The organism is Neorhizobium phenanthreniclasticum, from assembly GCF_040066075.1.
GTDB classification, from domain to species: Bacteria; Pseudomonadota; Alphaproteobacteria; order Rhizobiales; family Rhizobiaceae; genus Neorhizobium; species Neorhizobium petrolearium.
In genome coordinates this window covers 295,512-317,482 of sequence record NZ_JBEAAL010000003.1, presented here as the reverse complement: position 1 = coordinate 317,482, position 21,971 = coordinate 295,512, and the positions used below count along the sequence as shown (strand labels likewise).

At 60.5% G+C, this 21,971-nt stretch carries 21 protein-coding genes; 17 read left to right on the top strand and 4 right to left on the bottom strand.

Annotated elements, in window-relative coordinates:
• Window positions 1–123 precede the first annotated feature (123 nt).
• The 5 genes from ABK249_RS07610 to ABK249_RS07590 all read left to right on the top strand — a co-directional run bounded on the left by ABK249_RS07610 (window position 124) and on the right by ABK249_RS07590 (window position 5,522).
• The gene (locus ABK249_RS07610) at window positions 124–1,140 is read left to right on the top strand and encodes an ABC transporter substrate-binding protein (protein WP_348862532.1); all 1,017 of its coding nucleotides are present in this window, start codon (window positions 124–126) and stop codon (window positions 1,138–1,140) included.
• A gap of 92 nt (window positions 1,141–1,232) precedes the next feature.
• Window positions 1,233–2,696: a sugar ABC transporter ATP-binding protein gene (locus ABK249_RS07605; protein ID WP_348862531.1), complete on the top strand. Its 1,464-nt coding sequence runs from the start codon at window positions 1,233–1,235 to the stop codon at window positions 2,694–2,696.
• A complete protein-coding gene (locus ABK249_RS07600; RefSeq protein WP_227704290.1) occupies window positions 2,693–3,634 on the top strand; it encodes an ABC transporter permease in 942 nt (313 codons plus the stop codon). The genes ABK249_RS07605 and ABK249_RS07600 overlap by 4 nt, the downstream gene beginning before the upstream one ends.
• Entirely contained in the window at window positions 3,631–4,578 is a 948-nt protein-coding gene (locus ABK249_RS07595; RefSeq protein WP_227704291.1) for an ABC transporter permease, read from the top strand. Before ABK249_RS07600 ends, ABK249_RS07595 begins: the two co-directional genes overlap by 4 nt.
• 26 nt (window positions 4,579–4,604) lie before the next feature.
• A complete protein-coding gene (locus tag ABK249_RS07590; RefSeq protein ID WP_227704292.1) occupies window positions 4,605–5,522 on the top strand; it encodes an SMP-30/gluconolactonase/LRE family protein in 918 nt (305 codons plus the stop codon).
• A 15-nt stretch (window positions 5,523–5,537) separates the two neighbouring features.
• On the opposite strand, the gene kdgR is transcribed toward ABK249_RS07590, so the two are convergent.
• Window positions 5,538–6,329, bottom strand: a complete 792-nt coding sequence (kdgR, locus tag ABK249_RS07585; protein WP_227704293.1) for a DNA-binding transcriptional regulator KdgR — start codon at window positions 6,327–6,329, stop codon at window positions 5,538–5,540.
• A 191-nt stretch (window positions 6,330–6,520) separates the two neighbouring features.
• Here kdgR and bglB point away from each other — a divergent pair, with 191 nt between their 5' ends.
• From bglB to ABK249_RS07535, 10 genes are all read left to right on the top strand, one after another.
• A complete protein-coding gene (gene bglB, locus ABK249_RS07580; RefSeq protein WP_227704294.1) occupies window positions 6,521–7,639 on the top strand; it encodes a beta-galactosidase BglB in 1,119 nt (372 codons plus the stop codon).
• A 121-nt stretch (window positions 7,640–7,760) separates the two neighbouring features.
• A complete protein-coding gene (locus ABK249_RS07575) occupies window positions 7,761–9,041 on the top strand; it encodes an ABC transporter substrate-binding protein (RefSeq protein WP_037156946.1) in 1,281 nt (426 codons plus the stop codon).
• Between the two features lie 67 nt (window positions 9,042–9,108).
• Window positions 9,109–10,002, top strand: coding sequence for a carbohydrate ABC transporter permease (locus ABK249_RS07570; protein ID WP_348862530.1), 894 nt, complete (start codon window positions 9,109–9,111; stop codon window positions 10,000–10,002).
• 19 nt (window positions 10,003–10,021) lie between these two features.
• Window positions 10,022–10,900 carry a carbohydrate ABC transporter permease gene (locus ABK249_RS07565; RefSeq protein ID WP_407722148.1) on the top strand — a complete coding sequence of 293 codons (879 nt, stop codon included), beginning with the start codon at window positions 10,022–10,024 and terminating at the stop codon, window positions 10,898–10,900.
• Between the two features lie 12 nt (window positions 10,901–10,912).
• Window positions 10,913–12,007: an ABC transporter ATP-binding protein gene (locus ABK249_RS07560; protein ID WP_037156940.1), complete on the top strand. Its 1,095-nt coding sequence runs from the start codon at window positions 10,913–10,915 to the stop codon at window positions 12,005–12,007.
• Window positions 12,008–12,042: 35 nt separating this feature from the next.
• Window positions 12,043–13,299: a Gfo/Idh/MocA family protein gene (locus ABK249_RS07555; RefSeq protein ID WP_244446955.1), complete on the top strand. Its 1,257-nt coding sequence runs from the start codon at window positions 12,043–12,045 to the stop codon at window positions 13,297–13,299.
• A 5-nt stretch (window positions 13,300–13,304) separates the two neighbouring features.
• The gene (locus ABK249_RS07550; RefSeq protein WP_227704296.1) at window positions 13,305–14,327 is read left to right on the top strand and encodes a Gfo/Idh/MocA family protein; all 1,023 of its coding nucleotides are present in this window, start codon (window positions 13,305–13,307) and stop codon (window positions 14,325–14,327) included.
• Window positions 14,324–15,394 carry a Gfo/Idh/MocA family protein gene (locus ABK249_RS07545; RefSeq protein WP_227704297.1) on the top strand — a complete coding sequence of 357 codons (1,071 nt, stop codon included), beginning with the start codon at window positions 14,324–14,326 and terminating at the stop codon, window positions 15,392–15,394. The genes ABK249_RS07550 and ABK249_RS07545 overlap by 4 nt, the downstream gene beginning before the upstream one ends.
• A 220-nt stretch (window positions 15,395–15,614) precedes the next feature.
• Entirely contained in the window at window positions 15,615–16,400 is a 786-nt protein-coding gene (locus ABK249_RS07540; protein WP_227704298.1) for an SDR family NAD(P)-dependent oxidoreductase, read from the top strand.
• A gap of 17 nt (window positions 16,401–16,417) precedes the next feature.
• Window positions 16,418–17,812 (top strand): FAD-dependent oxidoreductase, encoded by a 1,395-nt coding sequence (locus ABK249_RS07535; protein WP_227704299.1) that lies wholly within the window; start codon window positions 16,418–16,420, stop codon window positions 17,810–17,812.
• A 41-nt stretch (window positions 17,813–17,853) separates the two neighbouring features.
• Here ABK249_RS07535 and ABK249_RS07530 read toward each other — a convergent pair whose 3' ends face one another.
• From ABK249_RS07530 to ABK249_RS07520, 3 genes are read right to left on the bottom strand one after another with little or no spacing between them, the layout of a single operon-like run.
• Window positions 17,854–18,189 (bottom strand): hypothetical protein, encoded by a 336-nt coding sequence (locus ABK249_RS07530; protein WP_037156931.1) that lies wholly within the window; start codon window positions 18,187–18,189, stop codon window positions 17,854–17,856.
• The gene (locus ABK249_RS07525; protein WP_227705229.1) at window positions 18,189–19,055 is read right to left on the bottom strand and encodes a DUF6772 family protein; all 867 of its coding nucleotides are present in this window, start codon (window positions 19,053–19,055) and stop codon (window positions 18,189–18,191) included. Before ABK249_RS07525 ends, ABK249_RS07530 begins: the two co-directional genes overlap by 1 nt.
• Window positions 19,056–19,112: 57 nt before the next feature.
• A complete protein-coding gene (locus ABK249_RS07520; RefSeq protein ID WP_227704300.1) occupies window positions 19,113–20,258 on the bottom strand; it encodes a mandelate racemase/muconate lactonizing enzyme family protein in 1,146 nt (381 codons plus the stop codon).
• Window positions 20,259–20,400: 142 nt separating this feature from the next.
• Between ABK249_RS07520 and ABK249_RS07515 the strand changes: the two genes are divergently transcribed.
• Together ABK249_RS07515 and ABK249_RS07510 are read left to right on the top strand one after the other, a co-directional pair.
• Window positions 20,401–21,159: a FadR/GntR family transcriptional regulator gene (locus ABK249_RS07515; protein WP_037156926.1), complete on the top strand. Its 759-nt coding sequence runs from the start codon at window positions 20,401–20,403 to the stop codon at window positions 21,157–21,159.
• Window positions 21,156–21,947, top strand: a complete 792-nt coding sequence (locus ABK249_RS07510; protein WP_227704301.1) for an SDR family NAD(P)-dependent oxidoreductase — start codon at window positions 21,156–21,158, stop codon at window positions 21,945–21,947. Before ABK249_RS07515 ends, ABK249_RS07510 begins: the two co-directional genes overlap by 4 nt.
• The last annotated feature ends 24 nt before the right edge of the window (window positions 21,948–21,971 follow it).

Genomic DNA, 21,971 nt, shown 5'->3' with positions numbered 1-21,971 from the left:
CAACACCTGATTTCTCCTCCATGCTCGCTTTACTGGGCAAATGAAGCTCAGTGCAATCACTATCTCCGAAATACCGTTGAGGAGCGGAACGGAGAAGATCTCGTGGGTGCTAGGGAGGAAATCATGATCATCAGGAAGATGCTTTTTGTATCTGTCGCCGTCGCTTGCGTCGCTGGGCCGATTTCTGCCCTGGCCGACACCGCCGACAAGAAAATCGCCCTGTCAAACAATTATGCCGGCAATTCCTGGCGACAGGCCATGCTGACAAGCTGGGACAAGATCACCAAGGATGCCGTCGCCAAGGGCGTCGTGGCAGCCGCTGATCCGTTCACCACTGCAGAAAACCAGGCGACCGAACAGGCCGCGCAAATCCAGAACCTCATTCTGCAGGGATATGATGCGATCGTCGTCAATGCGGCGTCTCCGACCGCTCTCAATGGCGCGATCAAGGAAGCCTGCGACGCGGGCATCATCGTCGTCTCCTTCGATGGCATCGTGACCGAGCCCTGCGCCTGGCGGATCGCCGTCGATTTCAAGGCAATGGGTGAGAGCCAGCTGGACTATCTCGCAAAGAAACTCCCGAAGGGCGGCAACCTTCTCGAAATCCGTGGTCTGGCCGGCGTTTCGGTCGATGACGAAATCCATGCGGGCATCGAAGCGGGCGTCAAGAAGAACCCGCAGTTCAAGGTCGTGGGGTCAGTCAACGGAGACTGGGCGCAGGACGTTGCGCAGCGCGCGGTCGCGGGCATCCTGCCGAGCCTTCCCGAAATCGCAGCCGTGGTGACTCAGGGCGGGGACGGTTATGGCGCCGCTCAGGCCTTTGCCGCGGCCAATCGCCCGACTCCGACCATCGTGATGGGCAATCGCGAAGACGAACTCGTCTGGTGGAAACAGCAGAAGGACAAGAACGGCTATGAGACGATGTCCGTCTCGATCGCGCCGGGCGTCTCGACGCTCGCGTTCTGGGTCGCTCAGCAGATCCTCGACGGGAAAGAAGTCAAGAAAGATCTCGTCGTTCCCTTCCTGCGCATCGACCAGGATAACCTCGAAACCAACCTCGCCGGCACCCAGAAGGGTGGCGTGGCGAATGTCGAATACACGCTGGAAGACGCCCAGAAGGTGATCGCAAGCGCTAAATAGCGCCAGCGGCCCTATAGATCGGACGCGGCGCAGCTCAAAGCCGCGTCCGGATATTCACCGGCCTGCCGACCAACCCTCCGTGACGAACGCATATGACTGACGGAATGCCGAAAACAGAGGTGGTTGCAGCTGGAGGCATCAAGGTGACGTTCGGCGCCGTCAAGGCATTGGACGGCGTGGATCTCACCATACACGCCGGCGAGTGTGTCGGTCTGGTCGGGCATAACGGCGCAGGCAAGTCGACCATAGTCAATGTGATTAACGGAAGCCTCACCCCACATGCCGGCACCGTCAGCTATGGCGGCGATGCCGGGCAGCACGGGATTTCGGCGGCGCGTGCCAATGGGATACGGTGCGTATTCCAGGAGTTGTCGCTTTGCCCCAACCTGACGGTCAGCGAGAACGTCAGGATCATGCATGGAGACCTCAAAGGCTGGAACTGGCGCAGTCGGGCGCTCTCCCTCATCAAGGCGCAGCTCAAGGAGATATTCCCCGGTCACAACATCGATTGTGACAGTACGATCGATGATCTCTCGATCGCCGAGCGGCAAATGGTCGAGATCGCCATCAGCTTCGCCGGCGTCGGCCAAAGACCGAAGCTCGTTATCCTCGACGAACCGACGTCGTCGCTGGATGCCGGGCTTGCGGCTCAGCTCATGGCCTTTGTCCGCCGTTTCGTCGCCGAAGGCGGCTCAGTCCTGCTGATCTCCCATATCCTGGGCGAAATCCTTTCGACTTCCGACCGTATCGTGGTGATGAAGGATGGACGCGTTGTCGCTGATCGCGTGGCCTTCGAATTCAATAGCCGCAGCCTCGTTGAAGCCATGGGCAGCGTGGTGCGCGAGCGGGAGTGGCAACGTTCAACCGCCATGAAAGCAGGCTCGCCGGTTCTTTCGATGTCGCCCCGGCGCGGCCATGGCCTGGCTTTCGAAGCCTATCGTGGCGAGATCGTCGGTCTTGCGGGCCTCGGCGGTCATGGACAGACGGAGGCGCTTCTCGATCTCTATCTCTCTCGTAACAGCAACTGGTGGGCGGCCCGTCGACGGGAAACTGCGTTTGTGGCGGGCGACCGCAGTCTCAACGGTACGTTTGCGCTGTGGAGCATCCTGAAAAACCTCAGCATTACCTCGCTTGGAGAGCTCTCCTCCCGCGGCATGATCGACCGCAGCCGTGAGGACAGGCTCGGGGAAGACTGGAAGAAACGCATCGAGATCCGTACCCCCGACATGCAAAACCGCATCTTGTCGCTTTCAGGCGGCAACCAGCAGAAGGTCCTGTTCGCCCGGGCACTGGCAACGACGGCAGGGATCGTGCTGATGGACGACCCTATGCGGGGAGTCGATGTCGGCACCAAACAGGAAGTCTACGAAATCCTGCGCACCGAGGCGATGTCAGGCCGAACCTTCATCTGGTACTCGACCGAAATGGACGAAATACGCCTCTGCGATCGGGTCTATGTTTTCCGCGAAGGCGCAATCGTCGCCGAGCTTGTTCGTGATGACATCACCGAAAAGAACATCTTGGCCGCGTCATTCAGCGAGGAGAAGGCTGCATGAAGCTTTCCTCCGGCACCCTCCGCCTGATCATCCCGGCAGTGTCGCTCGCACTGCTGCTCGCGGCCGTCTTCTACATGCAGCCGCGCGCCATGAGCTATACGGGTCTCAATCTGCTCTTCAATCTCGCCGTGCCGATCGCGCTCGCGACCGTGGCGCAGATGCTGATCATGGCGGTCAACGACCTCGACCTGTCGATGGGTACATTCGTCAGCTTCTGTGCCTGCGTCACGGCGACCTTCCTGCAAGCTTCGCCCCTAATCGGCGTCCTGATCTTCCTGGGTGCGATCGCCGCCTATGCGGCCATGGGTGTGATCATCCATGTCCGGGAACTCCCCTCGATTGTTGTGACTCTCGGCATGAGCTTCTTCTGGGGCGGCCTTGCCGTGCTGATGCTACCGTCTCCGGGCGGTGAAGTGCCGGGCTGGGTGCGTTGGCTGATGACTTCGAAGCCGCCCTTCGTGCCGATGGCAATCGTTGCGAGCGTCGTGATCGCGGCCGTCACCCATTTCCTCATCATGCGCTCTTCCTTCGGCGTGCTGATCCGTGGCGTGGGCGGCAATTTCCGCTCTGTCGAGCGTGCGGGCTGGTCGGTGATCCGCATCCGGGCCGCGACCTATGCCCTGGCTGCTGTCTTCGCCGTACTCTCGGGCATCGCGCTCGTCGGCCTGACAACCTCGGCCGACGCCAACATCGCTCTCCGCTACACATTGCTGTCGATCGCCGGAGTGATCCTTGGCGGCGGAGAGTTCGTCGGTGGCAGGGTTTCGCCGATCGGGGCCGTCATCGGTGCGCTGACTCTGGCGCTGGCCGGCTCCTTCCTGTCCTTCATGCGCATTTCGCCGGACTGGCAGATCGGTGCGCAAGGCGCGATCCTGATCGTCGTGCTGGCGCTGCGCCTCTTCCTGAACCGTTTGGAGCGGCGGGAGAAAATTCAATGAACGCGCCCCGCCTCCTTCTCTCCAAGCCCTGGATCTGGTCTTTCGCCGCCACCATCACGGTCTGGATCATTACGGTGCTCTTCACCGGTGGCGCAAGCTCGCTCGGCCTGTCTCAAGCGGCCCTCACCTTTGCCGCCTTCTCGGTCATCGTCGGCATCGGCCAGATGTTCGTCATCACGCTTGGTCCCGGCAATATCGACCTTTCGGTGCCCGCCACCATGACACTCTCCGGTACGCTGGCACTGAAGCTGATGGATGTTCAGGATAGCATGATCGTCGTCGGCCTGTTGCTCTCCGTTCTGCTCGGCACCATGATCGGCATCGGCAACTACGCACTTATAAAACTGCTTCGCATCCCGCCGATCATCGCGACGCTCTCCATGAGCTTCATCGTTCAGTCGACGGCGATCTGGGCGAACCGGGGCCTGCGCATCAAGCCCCCGGAAATTCTTGCAAGCTTCACTACATCCAGCCTCTTCGGCATCCCGAACGTGGCAATCGTCGCCCTCGCCCTTTCCGCTATCGCATGGTTGCTGCTGGAAAAAAGCATCTACGGCCGCTGGATATCGGCGATCGGACAGAGCACGTTCGCGGCCCGGATGACCGGTATTCCCGTCGATGGCACACGGCTTGTGACCTATATGCTCTGCGCCGTGCTCGCCTCGATCTGCGGTTATCTGCTCGCCAGCTTCTCGGGCGGTGCCGCGCTTAACATGGGAGCGGAATACCTGTTGATGTCGATTGCGGTCGTCGTTATTGGCGGCACTGCGGTCGCTGGCGGCAATTCCAATATTCCGGGCATCTGGGGCGCCTCGCTTTTCATGTTCCTGGTGGTATCGATGCTGAACACCTATGGTTTCGGCGCGGGGTTCCGCCTTATCCTCACCGGCCTCATCATCATTGCCGTCATCCTCATGGCCGGCGGCCGCCAATCCACCCGATGAAACACCCTCCCAATCGGACGACAACCATGCCGCAAACGCCTTCCATTTACGAAATCCACGACGAACGTTTTCGACAGCTGATCGTCTCCAGCGCGCGCCTCGAAGAGCTTTATTCAGAGTGCCGCTGGGCCGAGGGACCGGTCTGGTTTTCCGATCTCAACTGCCTGATCTGGAGCGACATCCCCAACCAGCGAATGCTACGCTGGACACCGGACGGCGGGGTCTCGGTCTTCCGCTCGCCCTCCAATTTCGTGAACGGCAACACGCGCGACCGACAGGGTCGGCTCATTTCCTGCGAGCATGGGGGCCGCCGCGTCATCCGCACAGAGATCGATGGCACACTGACGGTGCTGGCAGACCGCTATCAGGGCAAGAAGCTCAATTCACCAAACGACGTGGTCGTGCGCTCGGATGGCAGCATCTGGTTCACCGACCCGACCTACGGCATCAAGTCGGACTACGAGGGCTATCGGTCGGAGCCCGAACAGGAGACGCGCAACGTCTACCGGCTCGATCCCGAGACAGGAGAACTCGAAGCTGTGGTGACCGATTTCGGCCAGCCGAACGGCCTCGCTTTTTCGCCCGACGAAAGAAAGCTCTATGTGGCGGACTCGGCGTCAAGCCATGACGTCAAGGCACCCCGCCATATCCGTGTCTTTGATGTCATCGAGGGCAAGCGGCTCAACAATGGCAGAGTCTTCTGCAGTCTCGACAATGGTCTGCCGGATGGTTTCCGGGTGGACGTCGAAGGCAATGTCTGGACGAGCGCTGGAGATGGCGTGCACTGCTTCTCACCGGAAGGCAGGCTTCTCGGCAAGGTTCTCGTGCCGCAGTCGGTGGCGAACCTCACTTTTGGCGGACAGCGGAGAAACCGCCTGTTCATAACCGCCACCACCTCCCTTTACTCCGTCTACGTGGCGACCAATGGCGTAGCTCTCGGCTAACGACTGCACATCATCTCAACTCTTCGGCCGGTAGCCCAGGGCGCTGGAAGCTGTCATGCCCGCGGTTGTGAGCAGGTTCACATATTCCGACTTCCTTCCTTCATCGAAGCGAAAGAGGGGAAAGGAAATCGACATGGCAGCGATCGGCTTGCCCATATAATTGAAGATTGGCGCCGCCATGCAGCGCACGCCCGCCTCGCTCTCTTCCACTTCTTCGGCAAAGCCTCGGTCGCGGGTGAGTCGCAATTGGGCGAACAGTTCTTCCCGATCCGTGATGGTCCGAGGCGCCAGTTTGATCAGTTCCATCTTGCCCAGCCGCTCGCGGAGCTCATCGTCGTCTCGCCAGGCAAGCAACGCCTTTCCAAGCGAGGTACTGTGCAGTGGATTGCGAAGTCCAAGCGTCGACTTCATCGAAAGACTGTAGGCGGAATCATATTTATGGATGTAGACGACCTTCTGGTCCCGATCATCCAGAATGCCGAGGTTGATGGATTCGCCCGTGGCTCGGGAAAGCTTACCCATCGCCTTGTCGGCTGCCCGCAACAGGTCTGCCTGTTCATTCAAGGATCTGGCTCCGAGACTGAACAGTTTCAGTGTCAGACCATATTTCTCCGTCTCCGGATCCTGCTCCACATAACCGAGGTCTACCATCGTCTGCAGCAAGCGATGCGCGGTCGTCTTGGATGTCATCGCCCGCTGAGCGAGGTCAGCAAGACTTACCCTCTTTTCCTCGACAAGAGCCTCCACAACGGCGAAGACCTTGAGGACAGCGGCAACATTTTCCGTTTTGGAGCTGGGGTCTGACATTTTAAGTGTTCTGGATTTTTCGAAATCATATTCTGAAATTTGACCTCGCCTATGTCAAGACGTGGTCGGGCAGGTCCATGAGCTTTTGCAGCATCGCACAAAGCAGCAAAAAACAAGGTTGAAAAGCCTTTAGGAGTATGGTTTCCTAATTTCCGGAATAGCGTTCCGAAATATTGGGGAGAACATCAGACATGCATCCGCTGCTGAGGCAGAAGCAACCCCTTATCCAGCGCAATGATGTGTGCGATCTCATCGATCGGCTGACCGACAACCTCATCCATATCGAGGATCGTACCGGCGAATTCCTCCTGCGCCTCGATGACGGACGTGTCATCGATACGAAGGGCTGGGCCGGATGGGAATGGACCCACGGCATCGGCCTTTATGGCCTGTTCAAGTATTGGCAATTGACCGGTAACCAGGACACGATGGGCATCATCACGGACTGGTTCGACGCCCGGCTGAAAGGGGGCACGCCCACCAAGAATGTCAACACCATGGCCCCCTTCCTGATACTGGCTTATCTTTACGAACTCAAACAGAACCCGCACTGGCGGCCTTATCTGGAGACCTGGGCCGAGTGGGTGATGCATGACATGCCGCGGACCCGCGAAGGCGGCCTTCAGCACATTGTCTACAACAACGTCAACGACCAGCAGATGTGGGACGACACGCTGATGATGAGCGTGCTGCCGCTCGCCAAGATCGGCCTTGTCCTTGATCGCCCGGAATTCGTCGAAGAGGCGAAATACCAGTTCTTGGTCCATGCCCAATATCTCTGCGACACGGAGACCGGCCTCTGGTTTCACGGTTGGACCTTCGCCGGCAATCACAATTTCGCCCGCGCCCGCTGGGCCCGCGGCAATAGCTGGATCACAATCGCCATTCCCGAGTTCATCGAGTTGTTGGACCTGAAGGAGAGCGATCCTCTGTGTCGTCATCTCGTGTCGCTGCTTCGGCGCCAGGCAACGTCCCTGCAGCAATACCAGCACGCGTCAGGCCTCTGGCATACGCTGATCGACGACCCATCGAGCTATCTGGAGGCATCGGCGACGGCCGGATTCGCCTACGGCCTCATGAAAGGTGTGCGTAAGCGATATCTTACCACGGATTATCTGGAAACCGCCGAACGCGCCATGAAAGGGGTCATCGACAACATCGGTCCCGACGGCGAATTGCAGCAGGTGTCCTTCGGCACTGCCATGGGCCACGACCTCGATTTCTACCGGCAGATCAAGCTGACTTCCATGCCTTATGGGCAGGCGATGGCCATGCTCTGCCTGACCGAACTTCTGCGCAGTTACATCTAGGCGAACTGCCCGAAGGAAGATTGGAGCGTTTCCGGCAGGAGGGGCCGGAGCGCAAGAAGTCTCGAATGATATCGAACACCCGGTGCGAATGAGGCACGTCGGATTAGAGGAGGAGGATGACATGACCAAACTGACAAGAAGAGCCCTCTTGGGCACGATAGGCGCGGCGACCGCCGCTGCTGCATTTCCGATGCCAGTGATCGCCGCGGATCGGTCGATCCGACACTACTGGTGGGGGAATCCCGAACGTGACAAACGCACCTTTGCCGTAATCGACACCTTCCAAAAGAAGAACCCCGGCATCGAAGTTTCCGGCGAGACGATCGGCTGGGGCGATTACTGGACCAAGATGGCGACCCAGACAGCCGGCCGGAACATGGCCGATCTGGTGCAGATGGATTACCGGTTCCTGTTCGAATACGTCCATCGCGGCGCGCTCAAGCCGCTTGACGAATTCGCCGGCAAGAGCCTCATGATCGCAGACTTCGATCAGGGGCCGCTCGACGGCGGCAAGGTCGACGGCAAGCTCTATGCACTCAACATCGGCTCCAACAGCCAGGTGATGGTCCACAATACCCGTGCCTTCCAGGAGGCCGGCATCGATGTGGATCTGATCAACTGGACCTGGGATGACTTTTCCAAGACCTGCGAAGCGATCACCTCCAAGTCCGGCGGCAAGATGAAGGGCTCGGACGATCTTTCCCTGATGATCGAAGCCTTCGAAGCCTGGGTGCGCCAGAACGGCCGGGAATTCTATGGGCCGGAGGGGAAGGTCACCGCGACGGCCGAGGACGTGTCCGGATGGTGGCAGTTCTGGGCCGACCTGCGCAAGGCCGACGTCGTGCGCGACAAGAACAAGACCGTCATTCTCGATCCGCCGATTGCCGAGTCGGGCGTCCCCGTCGGCGACACCGCCATGTCGCATTTCTGGTCCAACCAGCTTGTCGGAATTCAGGCAGTATCGAAGGACAAGATCGGCGCCGCGATGATACCCCACAAGGCTGGCGGCAAGCAGGGCCAGTTCATCAAGCCGTCCATGTTCCTGTCGCTCACTCGTGACGCAAAGGACACCGAGGCTGCGATCGCCTATATGAACGCCTGGGTCAACGATCCGGAAATCACCGGCATTCTGGGCCTGGAGCGCGGCATCCCCTGCTCGCCGAAGGTCCGTGCCGCGCTGGCGCCGAAACTCACCGAAGTCGAGAAGCTCTCGGTCGATTATTTCGATGCGATCCAGAGCAAGGTCGGGCCGCTCCCCCTCCCCGCGCCCAAGGGTGCCGGCGAGGTTCGAGACGCCTTCATGCGCACCGGCACCGACGTAGTGCTCGGTAAGATGGAGGTCGCGGAAGCCGCTGGCATGTTCATCCAGGATGCACAGGATATCGTCGACCGCGCCCAGTAGTGACCGCCTGAACCGAGGCCCCGGCTGTTCCATCCGGGACCTCCCTTCCGACAACAAGGTTGTCTCGATGAAGCGTTTCTTTGCCCGCAATGCGCCGGCTTATGTTTTTCTTCTGCCCTGGCTGGTCGGGTTTTTCCTGCTTGCCCTGGGGCCTATCCTGGCGTCGCTTTATTTCTCGTTCACCCGCTATGACATGGTGAGCGACCCGCGCTGGATAGGCTTGGGTAATTACGAATATATGTTCACGCGGGACCGGCGCTTCTGGAAGGCGCTGGATGTGACCTTCACTTATGTGGTGCTGGCGGTGCCGGCGCGACTGATCGTGGCGCTCGGCGTCGCCATGCTGCTCGACCACGGCCTGCGCACCATCGGCCTCTATCGGGCGATCTTCTACCTGCCGTCCCTGCTCGGCGCCTCGATCGCGATCGCCATATTGTGGCGCCAGCTCTTTGCCGAGGATGGCGTCGTCAACCAGGTTCTGGCCCTCGTCGGAATTCAAGGCGCCGCCTGGATCACCGATCCCGATACCTCGCTCTATACTCTAGTGATCCTAGCCATGTGGCAGTTCGGCTCACCGATGCTGATCTTCCTCGCCGGCCTCGGGGGCATACCGCGCGACCTCTACGAGGCAGCGGAGATCGATGGAACGCCGCGCTGGCGCCAGTTCACGCGGATCACCCTGCCCCTTCTCGCGCCGGTCATCTTCTTCAACCTGGTGCTGCAGACGATCGAAGCCTTCAAGACCTTTTCGAGTGCCTTCATCATCTCCAACGGCACCGGAGCGCCGGCCGACAGCCTGCTGTTCTATACGGTGTACCTCTTCAACGAGGCCTTCAAATTCTTCCGCATGGGCTATGCCTCTGCGCTTGCCTGGGTGCTTCTCGTCATCATCGCGGTCTTTACGGCGATCGCCTTCTTCACCTCGAAATACTGGGTGCATTATGAGAACGAGCGCGATTGATATGGACCTGTCCGTCGAGATGGAGGAAGCCGCCAAGATTGCGCATGAAATGCGCTTGCGCCGAGGCAAGCGGGCACGCAACGGACGCATCCTGAAGCACATCTTTCTGATCGGCGTCTCCTGTGTGATGCTCTACCCGCTGTTCTGGCTGCTCGCTTCTTCCTTCAAGCCGGAAAACGAGATTTTCGGAAGCCTGACGCTCTGGCCGTCGGAGTTCCGCTTCGACAACTACACGGAGGGTTGGAACGCGCTGCCGCAGTCCTTCACACTCTTCTACGTCAATTCGGCGATCGTCACTGTGCTCTCGGTGATCGGCAACCTGATCTCCTGCTCCTTCGCGGCCTATGCCTTCGCCAGGTTGAGCTTCACGGGCCGCCGTTTCCTCTTCGCGCTGATGATGATGACCTTGATGATCCCCTATCATGTGGTCCTCATTCCCCAATATGTGCAGTTCCTTCGGCTCGGCTGGGTGGATACCTATCTGCCGCTGGTCGTGCCTCGCTTCCTGGCCTCCGACGCCTTCTTCATCTTCCTGATGGTGCAGTTTTTTCGTCAGCTGCCCCGGGAGCTGGACGAGGCTGCGATGATCGACGGCTGTTCGCCCTTCAAGATCTACTGGGCGATTATCCTGCCGCTTTCCCTGCCCGCGATGGGCACGGCCGCTATCTTTTCGCTGATCTGGGTTTGGGAGGACTTCCTCGCGCCGCTGATCTACCTCAACGACATCAAGAGCTATACCGTGCCGCTGGCGCTGCGCCTCTTCCTCGATCAGGAAGGCAAGTCGGCCTACGGCCAGATGTTCGCGATGTCCGTGCTTTCGCTGGTGCCGGTCGTGATCTTCTTCGTCCTGTTCCAGAAACTCATCGTTCGTGGCATCGCCACCTCCGGCATGAAATAGGAAACAAGACGCATGGCAGGATTGACGCTTCGAAACGTCGGCAAGCGCTACGGGGCGCTGTCCATCATCCAGGGTTTGAACCTCGATATTCGCGACGGCGAATTTCTTGTCCTTGTCGGCCCTTCGGGCTGCGGGAAATCCACCCTTCTTCGCATGATCGCCGGCCTGGAGGACATCAGCGAAGGAACAATCGCCATCGGCGGACGGATCGTCAACGACCTGCCCGCGTCCAAACGCGAGCTATCGATGGTGTTTCAGAGCTATGCTCTCTACCCCCACATGAACGTCAGGAAAAACCTCGCCTTCGGCCTGCAGAATTTCAACGTTCCACGCCAGCAAGTGGAACACCGGGTGGCCGAGGCAGCTCGCATCCTGCAGATCGAGCAGTTGATGGACCGCAAGCCGCGCCAGCTTTCAGGCGGGCAGAAGCAGCGCGTGGCGATCGGTCGCGCTATCGTGCGCGAGCCGCAGCTCTTCCTCTTCGACGAACCGCTTTCCAACCTCGATGCCGAGCTGCGTGTGCAGATGCGGGCCGAACTGGCTTCACTCTATACGCGTCTCGGAACGACAATGATTTATGTGACGCATGACCAGGTGGAAGCCATGACCATGGCAAGCCGCATCGTGGTGCTGAGAGGCGGCAAGATCGAGCAGGTTGGAACGCCGCAGGAGCTCTACACCCGGCCCCAGAACCTTTTCGTTGCCGGCTTCATCGGCTCGCCCAAGATCAACATGCTGCAGGCAAAGGTGTTGCGTGAGGCAGGTGAAACCCTCGTCGACATTGCCGACCTGCCCCGGTTCGCCATTCCTGCTCTTACAGCCACGAGCGAAGTCATGACCCTGTGCGTACGCCCTTCGTCATTGCGGGTGGGCGGCGGCGATGTCACGACCGAGGGAACGATCCGGCTTGTGGAATATCTTGGTAGCGAGACACTGCTGCATGTGGCCCTGCCTTCGGGCCAGGTTCTGCTTGCCAGCGATAGCGGCCGCAATCCCTGTCGCATGGGCGATCCGGTGACGATCGGCTTCGACCTCTTCGACCTCCATTATTTCGATAGCGCCGGTCAGCGCGTCGAGCCCACTCAGAACGAAAGCCTGGTCCAGTGAAGATTGCCATTGTCGGATGTGGCTCGCGGCATCAGATGTTCCGCGATTCCGTGATCGAAGATTACGCAGACAAGCACAAGATCGTCGCGCTCTGCGACAGCAATGCCCGTCGATTGGGAGAAGCAGCGAAGGCAGTCCCCAAACCGGGAACGAACGGCGTCGCGACCTATCTTGCTTCCGATTTCGACCGCCTGATTGCGGAACAGAAGCCGGATACGGTGGTCGTGGCAACGCCCGACTTCCTGCATGCCGACTATATCGTCCGTGCTTTCGAGGCCGGCTGCGATGTCATCTGTGAAAAACCGCTGACGATCGACCTTTCCCGCCTCAAGCAGATTGTCGATGCCCAGAGGCGGACCGGCCGGAAGGTCACGGTCACCTTCAACTACCGGTATTCTCCTGCCCGCACCCAGATCAAGGAGCTCATTGCGTCCGGCACGATCGGAACGGTGACGGCCGTCGATTTCCGCTGGCATCTCGACCGCGTTCATGGCGCCGACTATTTCCGACGCTGGCACCGGCAGAAGGAGAACTCCGGTGGGCTGCTGGTCCATAAATCCACGCATCATTTCGATCTGCTCAACTGGTGGCTCGGCTCGGTGCCGACCGAGGTTCTGGCATCCGGCAAGCGGGTTTTCTATCGCCCGGAAACGGCGGTCGAACTGGGGCTTGCAGGCCGCGGCCCACGCTGCACGGGCTGTCCCGTGGCCGCCAGATGCGATTTCGAGCTCGATCTGTCGGCCGACGAGAACCTTCGCGCGCTCTACCTCGAGGCCGAAGGCGAAGACGGCTACTTCCGCGATCGCTGCGTCTTCGACGAGGAGATCGGCATCGAGGATACGATGCAGGCGCATATTCGCTATGCGTCCGGCGTCACGGCCAATTACACCCTGACCGCCTATTCGCCATGGGAAGGGCTGGAGATCAAATTCCAGGGAACCAAGGGCGACATCACCCATCGCCATGTGGAAGTCCACGGCGTGTTCGGCGGCAAGCGCGCGCATGCGGACGAAGATGCCATCACCACCGAACTGCACCTGGCTGGAGAGCCGCCACGCCTGGTCCAGGTTCCAAAGGCGAAGGGCGACCACGGCGGTGCCGATCCGGTCATGCTCGGATATATCTTTGATCCGGAAGGCATGGAGCCGGACCGCTATGGCCGCGCTTCCGACCATGTCGCCGGCGCATGGTCCATTCTCACCGGCATCGCCGCCAACGCCTCCATCGAAACTGGCTCGCTCGTCAATATCCAGTCGATGCTGCGGGCTCGCGGCATCCACCTCAAAGGATAGTCCTCATGGCCTTCGACCTTCGCATCGGCGTCATCGGCATAGACCACGGGCATATCTACGGCATGATAGATGGCATGCGGGAGGCCGGCGCCACGCTCGTCGCGTGGACAACGGGCGATGAGACCCCTGATGAGGCACGCACGGCATTCCAGGACACCTATCCGGATATGCCGCTTCGACCGATGCAGGCCATTCTGGAAGACGCGAGTATCGATCTCATTCTTTCTGCAGGCATCAACAGCGAGCGTGGAGGAATTGCCGTCTCGGCCATGATCCATGGAAAGGATGTGCTGGTCGATAAACCCGGCTGCACGAGCCTGAAGCAGCTTGCGGATATCCGTACAACTGTGGCGGAGACCGGACGCCGTTGGCTTGTCTCTTTCTCCGAGCGTGTGTCCGTTGAAAGCGCCACCTTGGCGGACCGCCTGATTGCCGAAGGCCGAATTGGAAGGGTGGTCCAGACGGTGGGGCTCGGGCCGCACCGTCTCAATGCAAATCTCCGGCCGGGCTGGTTCTGGGACCGGGCGCGATGCGGTGGCATCCTGACCGATATCTGCGCCCACCAATTCGACCAGTTCCTGCATTTTACCGGGTCGACCGAAGTTCGGGTGATCTCCGCTCATGTGGCCAATGTTGCGAATCCGGATCGGCCGGATTTCCAGGACTTCGGCGAAGCGCTGCTGGAAGGCAATGGGGGCCGTGGTTATGCACGGGTGGATTGGCTGACGCCACATGGCCTTCCCGTCTGGGGAGACGGGCGGATGACAATTCTCGGGACCGACGGCTATATCGAACTGCGCAAATATATCGATATCGCGGGCCAACCCGGTGGGGATCACGTCTTTCTCGCCGACAAATCCGGCGTCCAGCGGTTCGATGCCAAAGGCGCGGGCAAACCTTTCTTCGGAAGATTTGCCGCGGATGTGAAAAACCGAACCGAGACCGCCATGTCTCAATCCCATGCGTTCCTTGCGACCGAACTGGCGCTGCAGGCACAGCTTTTGGCGGAAGGCGGCGCAACTCGATGAGCGATCGCATCCGGGTGACAGTCGTCGGGGCGGGCATCGGCAAAGCCCACGTGGCCGCTTATGCAACGCTGCCAGAACTATTCGAGGTGCGTTATGTCTGCGATCTCAACTTCGCCCGCGCGGTAGAGGCCGCCGAACAGGCGCCTGGCAGCCGCTCCATTCGGGACATAAACCAGGTCCTCTCAGATCCCGAAGTGGATCTCGTCGACATCTGCCTGCCGCCTCAACTGCATGCCTCGATGACCCTGGCCGCGCTGGAGGCCGGGAAGCACGTGGTCTGCGAAAAGCCGTTGGCAGGTTCGATTGCCGACGTTCGGCGCATTGCGAACCTCGCGGCGGAGATGCGCAGACAGGTCTTCCCAGTATTTCAGTATCGCTATGGAGCCGGCTATCGTGCAGCGCACGAGTTGAAGATACGCGGCTTGTTGGGAAAGCCCTATTTGGTGGCCTTGGAGACCCATTGGCAGCGTGGCCCCACCTATTATGAGGAGCGGTGGCGAGGCACCTGGAAGGGAGAGCTCGGTGGCGTCCTCGTCAGCCACGCTTGCCATATCCATAATCTGATGACCCACCTTGTCGGCGATGTCACCGAAATAGCAGCCTTTCTGGACACGCGCGTCAATCCCGTGGAGACCGAGGATTGCGCCGCCCTTTCCATGCGCACCAGCGAGGGGGCTCTGGTCACCTCCTCGGTCACTTTGGGTGCCGCGGGGAACAGCTCACGACTTCGTATGTGCTTCGAGCACGTTACCGTAACCTCGGGCACGGAACCTTACCAGATCGGCGCGGGTCCCTGGAGTTTCACGGCCACCGATCCGCCACGACAGGCAGAGATCGATGCGGCCCTCTCCGATATTCCCGAGACCCTTTCGAGATTCCCCGGCCTGTTTGCCGACATCCATGCCTGCCTCACGGGCCAGCCCGACCTCTATCTGCCGACGCTTCAGGAGAGCTATCACTCAATCGAGCTCATTACCGCGATCTACGCATCGGCTCGCCATAGTCAAATCGTGCGGCTGCCCCTTGGCTCGGATCATCCCTTGGCGGCGGGATGGATGCCGCAATAAAAGCTGGCACTCAAGCTTCAAATACAGGCCGACTTGCGGCTCATAGGTATCCGCGGCGGTGCCGCTGGATCACGCGTGCAAAAACCGCGGAAAGCACTCTTTACAACTAGAAAACATAGTTGCTAAGTTATCTCCCAGATTGAACGACATCAACCCTGGATCGGTGCTGTTCATCCATCTCTGTCTTTCCCAGCCGCGCTCCAATCAAGGACATTTAACGATGACCCAAGCCTATACGCCCTTTGCCGATGACAGTTACGCCGGACGAACCGTTCTGATCACCGGAGCCGCGAGCGGCATGGGGCTGGAAACCGCCCGCGCTTTTGCCGCCAAAGGAGCAGAAGTGGTGATGGCCGATCGCGACGAGGCGGGGCTTGAACGCTATGGTTCGGAGCTGCGGAAAGGCGGAGCGAAGATCCATACCGTTAAGGTGGACGTCAGCAATCCCGAGAGCATCGCAGAGGCCTTCGCCTATTGCGATGCTCATCTCGCGCGGCTGGACAATGTCGTCACCTGCGCCGCAATCATCACCGCCAAGCGCCTCTTCGAACAGGATTGGGCCCATTGGCAGCGCGTGCTGAACGTCAATCTGCTCGGGACCTTCTTTACGGTGCAGGCCGGCGTGAAGCGCATGCTCGAAAATCCGGCAGGCGGCAACATCGTCTGCGTGGCCTCGGATGCCGGCGTTCACGGGGGCGGCGGGCTGATCGCCGACACCGCCTATGCAGCATCGAAGGCTGCGACACTGTCGCTGGTCAAGTCCGTAGCGCGTGAACTTGCCGGCAAGAAGGTCAGGATCAATGCCCTCAACCCCGGACCGACCGATTCCCCCATGCATGCTCATATCGATCCTTCGCTGAAGGAGCGCATCGCTGCAAATCTGCCCGTGCGGCGGATGGGCAGGCCGGAAGATATGGCCGCCGCCATCCTGTTCCTCTGCTCGGACGCGGCCAGCTTCGTCTACGGCGCAGCGCTCGACGTCGACGGCGGCTCGATGTTTCGCTGATACCGGAGGGCAATGGGATGGAGGAGACTGAGCAGCGCTACGCCTATTCGGCCGATATTCCCGAACTCGATGACGTCGACGTACTCATCATCGGAGGCGGACCTTCGGGAATATCGGCCGCCGTGGCAGCGGCGCGCCTGAATGTGCGAGTTCGCCTGATCGAACGCTACGGCTTTCTCGGAGGAAACCTGACAGCGGGCCTCGTCGGCCCGTGCATGACATCCTATTCGCTCGACGGGAGCCAGCAACTCATCCGCGGCGTATACGAGGAATTCGTGCAGCGCATGATGGCGATTGGGGGTGCCCTGCATCCGAGCACCATTCCGGCCGGATCGGCCTACTGCGGCTTCATCGTCTATGGTCATGACAAGGTCACGCCCTTCGAGCCGGAGGCGGCAAAGGTGGTGGCGCAGCGTATGTGTCTGGAAGCCGGTGTCGACCTGCTGCTGCATACGATGGTCGTTGATGCCATTGTCGACGACTGCGAGGCGGTCAATCCGCGGATATTGGGTGTCGTCTGCGCGGGCAAAGGCGGCCTGAGGGCCGCCCGAGCGAAGGTCGTGGTGGATTGCTCCGCCGATGGCGACGTCGCCCACTTCGCAGGCGTGCACACGCGACAGGGGCGAGACAGCGACGGCCTTGCCCAGCCGCAGACCCTGTTCTTCCGCGTCCAGAACGTCAACGATCAGGTGGTTGAGGAATACGTCCGGTCTCACCCGGAGGACTACCGGCCTTACGCCTCGATTGTCGCGAAGGCGACCGCGGAAGGCCGCTTCCCGGCGCCACGGCGTGGCATCGGGCTCTACAAGACCATGGAGCCCGGCGTCTGGCGCATCAATACCGGCCGCGTGCTCCGCCGTAACGGTGCTGATGCAAAGGAGTTGACCCTGGCGGAGATCGAAGGCCGCGAGCAGACCGTGGCATTGCTCGATTTCTTCCGCAACAATCTCCCCGGCTTCGAAAAGGTCGAACTCAGAGATACCGCAACGCAGATCGGCGTTCGGGAGACGCGCCGCATCGATGGCGACTATGAACTGACCCTGGACGACCTCCGTTCGGGCCGCTCGTTCGAAGATGTGATTGCCCTTTGCGGCTATCCCCTCGACATTCACGATCCGACAGGATCGGGCGGCGGGACGGGTGGCGATGCACCGGCCACAGCCAATATCTACCAGATACCCTACCGTGTAATGCTGCCGCGCTATCACGATGGCCTTCTCGTATCAGGCCGGGCAGTTTCAGCCACCCATGAGGCACTGAGCGCCATCCGCGTCATGCCGCCCTGTTTCGCACTCGGACAGGCCGCCGGGATTGCTGCCGCGCTCTCGGTGGGCAACCGGGCGAGCCCTCGACATGTCGATTATGAAGACCTGCGACGCGAGCTTCTGGCGCAGGGCGCCTATCTCGGCTGAATGAAACGATAAAGGGGGGAGAGATCTCTGCCCTTTATCATTCAGGCTTTTAGATGCAGCGTAACCAGCACGGTGCATTCTGCGCCATCCTCGAAACGCGTCGCGACGCGCAACCAGTTTCCGAAGCCTTTGAGACGGGCGACAGCGATGCCGTCGCGCTGCAAAGGCATGGCGAATTCCGTTCCCTCCGGCACCCAATGCATGCCATCGGGGGAGATCTCGACCCAGCCCTTGGGCATCTTGCCGACCGGATCTTTAAGGGCGCGGACAAAGAAGACAGCTTCATGCGCCCAGCCGGCTTCATAGGGCTCGCTCGCGGCATCGCCGCTCCAGCGCTCGTTGCGGGAGACGACGGCGGTGATATTTTCGGGCAGCATCAGAAATCCCCGGAAATGCAGATGGAATCGACATACAGGAAGGCGCGCTTGGCGACGTCCGTCTCGGCGAACAGGCAGAAATTCAGCATGCACCACAGGTTCTTCATGGCCGGAATGCGGATCGAATCGAAGTTCGAGAGATCGAAGCTGCGGTCGTTGCACTGAAGACCGAGCGCCTTCATCGAGACGAGATCGAAGTCGAAGCGCAGGTAGCTCCAGTTCACTTTGGTCGGAATTTCGTTGTAGCAGAGTCGTTGCTCGCCATCCGGCAGATCGAGCCATCCCCCGGGGGCAAGGTGATAGTGGCTGACGGTCTTGTCCTCGCTACCGATCGGCATGAGGCGCGTGGTTTCGCGCTTGTACTGCCATTTCTGCAAATGCTTGCCGTCGAGCGCGTTCAGAAAACGCAGATGAGGCATGACACGTTCGCCGTCGCCGTCACGGTCGCCGCATTGAAGGTCGAACAGCAAACCGATCGAGCGCACATCGGTCTCAGAGAGTTTCAGCTCCGTCGCTTCAGGCTTGAAGGTGAAGAAGAGCTCGAAGCGGATCGGTCCGCGCCTCCGAAACGTGTGGCGTTTGATCGCAACGTTCTGCGCGCCGGGCCGCGCCCTCGTGGCAATTTTCAACGCATAGGAGGAATCCATTCCGCCATGGGAGCCGGCATCCCAATGCCCCAGAGTAGAGAGCATGGCGCTGGAATGCTGCGCATAACCCGGCAGCATGGAATCGAGACTGTCCTCATAATTGCCGACCAGCTGCGACCAGCCGCAATGGCCGCGCGAAAAGTCGTCGAAGGAGAGTATGCGCGGCAGCGGGTCGAAGCGGCTCAGCGCGGGATCGGCCCGGAGCATGGCCAGGCGCATTGCTTCGGTCATTTCGGCCATGGGGGAGTGAAAGGGTGTCGTCATCGTGTCATGGCCTCACTGCACGCGGAGCCGCTTTACGGCGTCCCAATTGATTTCGATGCCGAGGCCGGGGCCGGTCGGAACATCAAGCGTGCCATTTCTCTGCCGCAGGCAGCCCGGATCGAGATCGGCGAGTTCGCGCTTGAAGGGGCTCAGGTCGCATTCGCATTCCATGACCCGAAAATTCGGAAGTGCAGCCGCCAGATGAACGCTTGCCGTTTCGCAGATAATGCCGGACATGCCGATATGGGGAGCATAAGCGACATCATGCAGGCCGGCATAATCGGCCATGCGCCGCGTCTCGGATATGCCGCCGGCGCGGGCGACATCCGGCTGGAGGACGGAAAGGGTGCGGTTGGCGACGAGCCGCTGTGCCTGATCGGCAGTGAAGTTGCTCTCGCCAGCAGCGATCGGCACGTCGCAACGCTTGCGCAGTTCTTCGTAGCCCTGCTCGTTTTCCGGCGCCAAGGGCTCCTCGAACCAGAAATAGCCATTGGCGCCCAGTGCCCGTCCGACCTCGATCGCCTCATCGAGATTGTAGGCCCAGTTCGCATCGACGCAGAGGCCGATGTCATCGCCGGCACGCTTGCGCAGGCGCTCGATACGCCGGCAGGCTTCCTTCACCGGGTTCGCTACCTTCACCTTGATACGCGGAAACCCTTCGTTGATATAGCGCTCCAGTTCCCTGTCGGCTTCGGCGTCGTCTACCCAGTTCACGGCGGCGGCATAGACATCGATTCGCTCGCCCCCCATGCCGCCGAGCAGTTTGGCGACCGGAAGGCCCGCCGCCTTTCCGAGAATGTCCCAAAGCGCGATATCGACTCCCGCGATCGCTTCAATCAGCATGCCGCCGGCGCGGCCGGAGAGCGAGCGGCGCATGGATTGCCACAATGCACCGATGTTGCGTGCATCCTGCCCGACAAGGCGAGGCTTGAGCGAGGTTTCTATCAGTTCCGCATAAGCCTTGGGTGAGAACCGCGCGAGCGTCTCGCCGACGCCGATGATACCGGCATCGGTTCGCACCTCGACCAGCACGATCGAAACCTGACTGTAGGTGCCCCAGGACGTTACCGTTGGTTTCGGCAGCGTCTGACTCAGGGGATGGGCGATCACATCCGTTATGCGGATCGCCTCCTTGGTTGCAGGATGCGCGGGCTCCATCGGCGTTGTCGTCCTCCACAATTCAGTCGCCGCTTTCGGGCGATTTTGTTAGTTTTAGCGATCAGCTATCATCTTGGCAACTGATAAACCTAGTTGCTAAGTTATAAACCGTTGTGCTAGTGTTAAAAATATGAGGACACAAATGACCGACAACCCGGAACGGAAACCCGTATTCACATCCAAGCCAGCCAGCCCGTCGCGACTGGCGGACGGGGTGTCCGACGCGATCGCAGCCGCCCTGTTCGATGGTCGCATTTCGCCCGGCGAACCTCTGCCGCCGGAAGGTGAAATCGCCAGGGAATTCGGCGTCTCCAAGCCGATTGCGCGCGAGGCGCTGCGCCAGTTGACGGCAGCCGGGTTGATTTTCACCCAGCAGGGCAAGGTCGCGCGCGCCAAGGCGCTCAGCGGCGAGCCGATGGATCGCATCTATGGCTACGCGGTACGTTCCAGCCTGAAGCGTCTGCAGGAAGCCAACGAAATGCGCCGGGTAATCGAGACGGGCATCGCCCGGCTCGCCGCCGAGCGTCGCGATCCGGAAGGTCTTGAAGCCATGCGGCAGGGACTGGTCGACATGCAGGCATCGCTGCATGAACCAGCCGGCTTCACTGCGGCCGATATTCTTTTCCACCTCGGCCTTGCCATGGCCACGGGCAACGCCATGATCCGCGTGCAGATGGAGGGCATGCGCTCCGTGCAGCGCGAGGTTTCCGAACTGTTTTCGCGCCGGGCCAACCGCAGCGATGCCGATTGGCGCGCCACGATCGCCCGCCACCAGGCGATCTATGACGCGATTGCCGCCGGCGATGCCGATCTGGCCGAGCAGAGCATACGGGTTCATTTCGACGCTGCCGACATCGCATCGCTGGAAGTTGCCGACAAGTTAGGTGGCGGTGCGTCATGACATCGCCGTGTTTCTCGCTGAAAGGCAGGCGTGCGCTGGTGACCGGCGCAAGTTCCGGCATTGGCCGGGCTGTGGCGCTCGGACTCGCCGAGCAGGGCGCCGGCGTCATCCTTCACCATTTCGGCAACGAAACGGGTGCAAGAGAAGTAGCGCGCGCGATCGGCGATGACACCCCGGTGCTTGAGGCGGACTTTACCGATCAGCGGGCCATAGCGGCATTTGCAGATAATGTGGTCAACCGGTACGGCCCGATCGATATCCTGATCGCCAATGCCGCCATCGAACGCCGCCTGCCCTGGCAGGAGGTGGATGAAGCCCATATCAATGCCCATGTCGCAGCCAACTTTTCGGCGCTGCTGGCCCTCACGGGCAAGCTTGTTCCGCCAATGGCTGAACGCGGCTGGGGCCGGGTGATTGCGACCGGCAGCATCATGGCGGCACGGCCCCGGGCCGAAACCGTGGTCTACGCATCGCTCAAGGCGGCACAATTGACGGCGGTGCGCGCCATTGCCCGTGACGTCGGGCATCGCGGCGTTACGCTCAATGTCGTTTCGCCGGGCGCCATCCAAATCGAGGCCAACGCCGAACGCTACAGTGATCCGGAATTCCTCAAGGCGGTTACGGCTAAAATCCCCGTGGGCCGACAGGGCCAGCCGGAGGATCTGGTCGGAGCTTTCGTTTTTCTCTGCAGTGATGCTGCAAGCTACATCACGGGCGCGAACATTCCAGTCGACGGAGGATGGTCGATCGGTGATGCGCCCGGCACTCTTCCCGGAGCGTCCGGATGATCGGCGCGCGCGGGATTTGAAGAC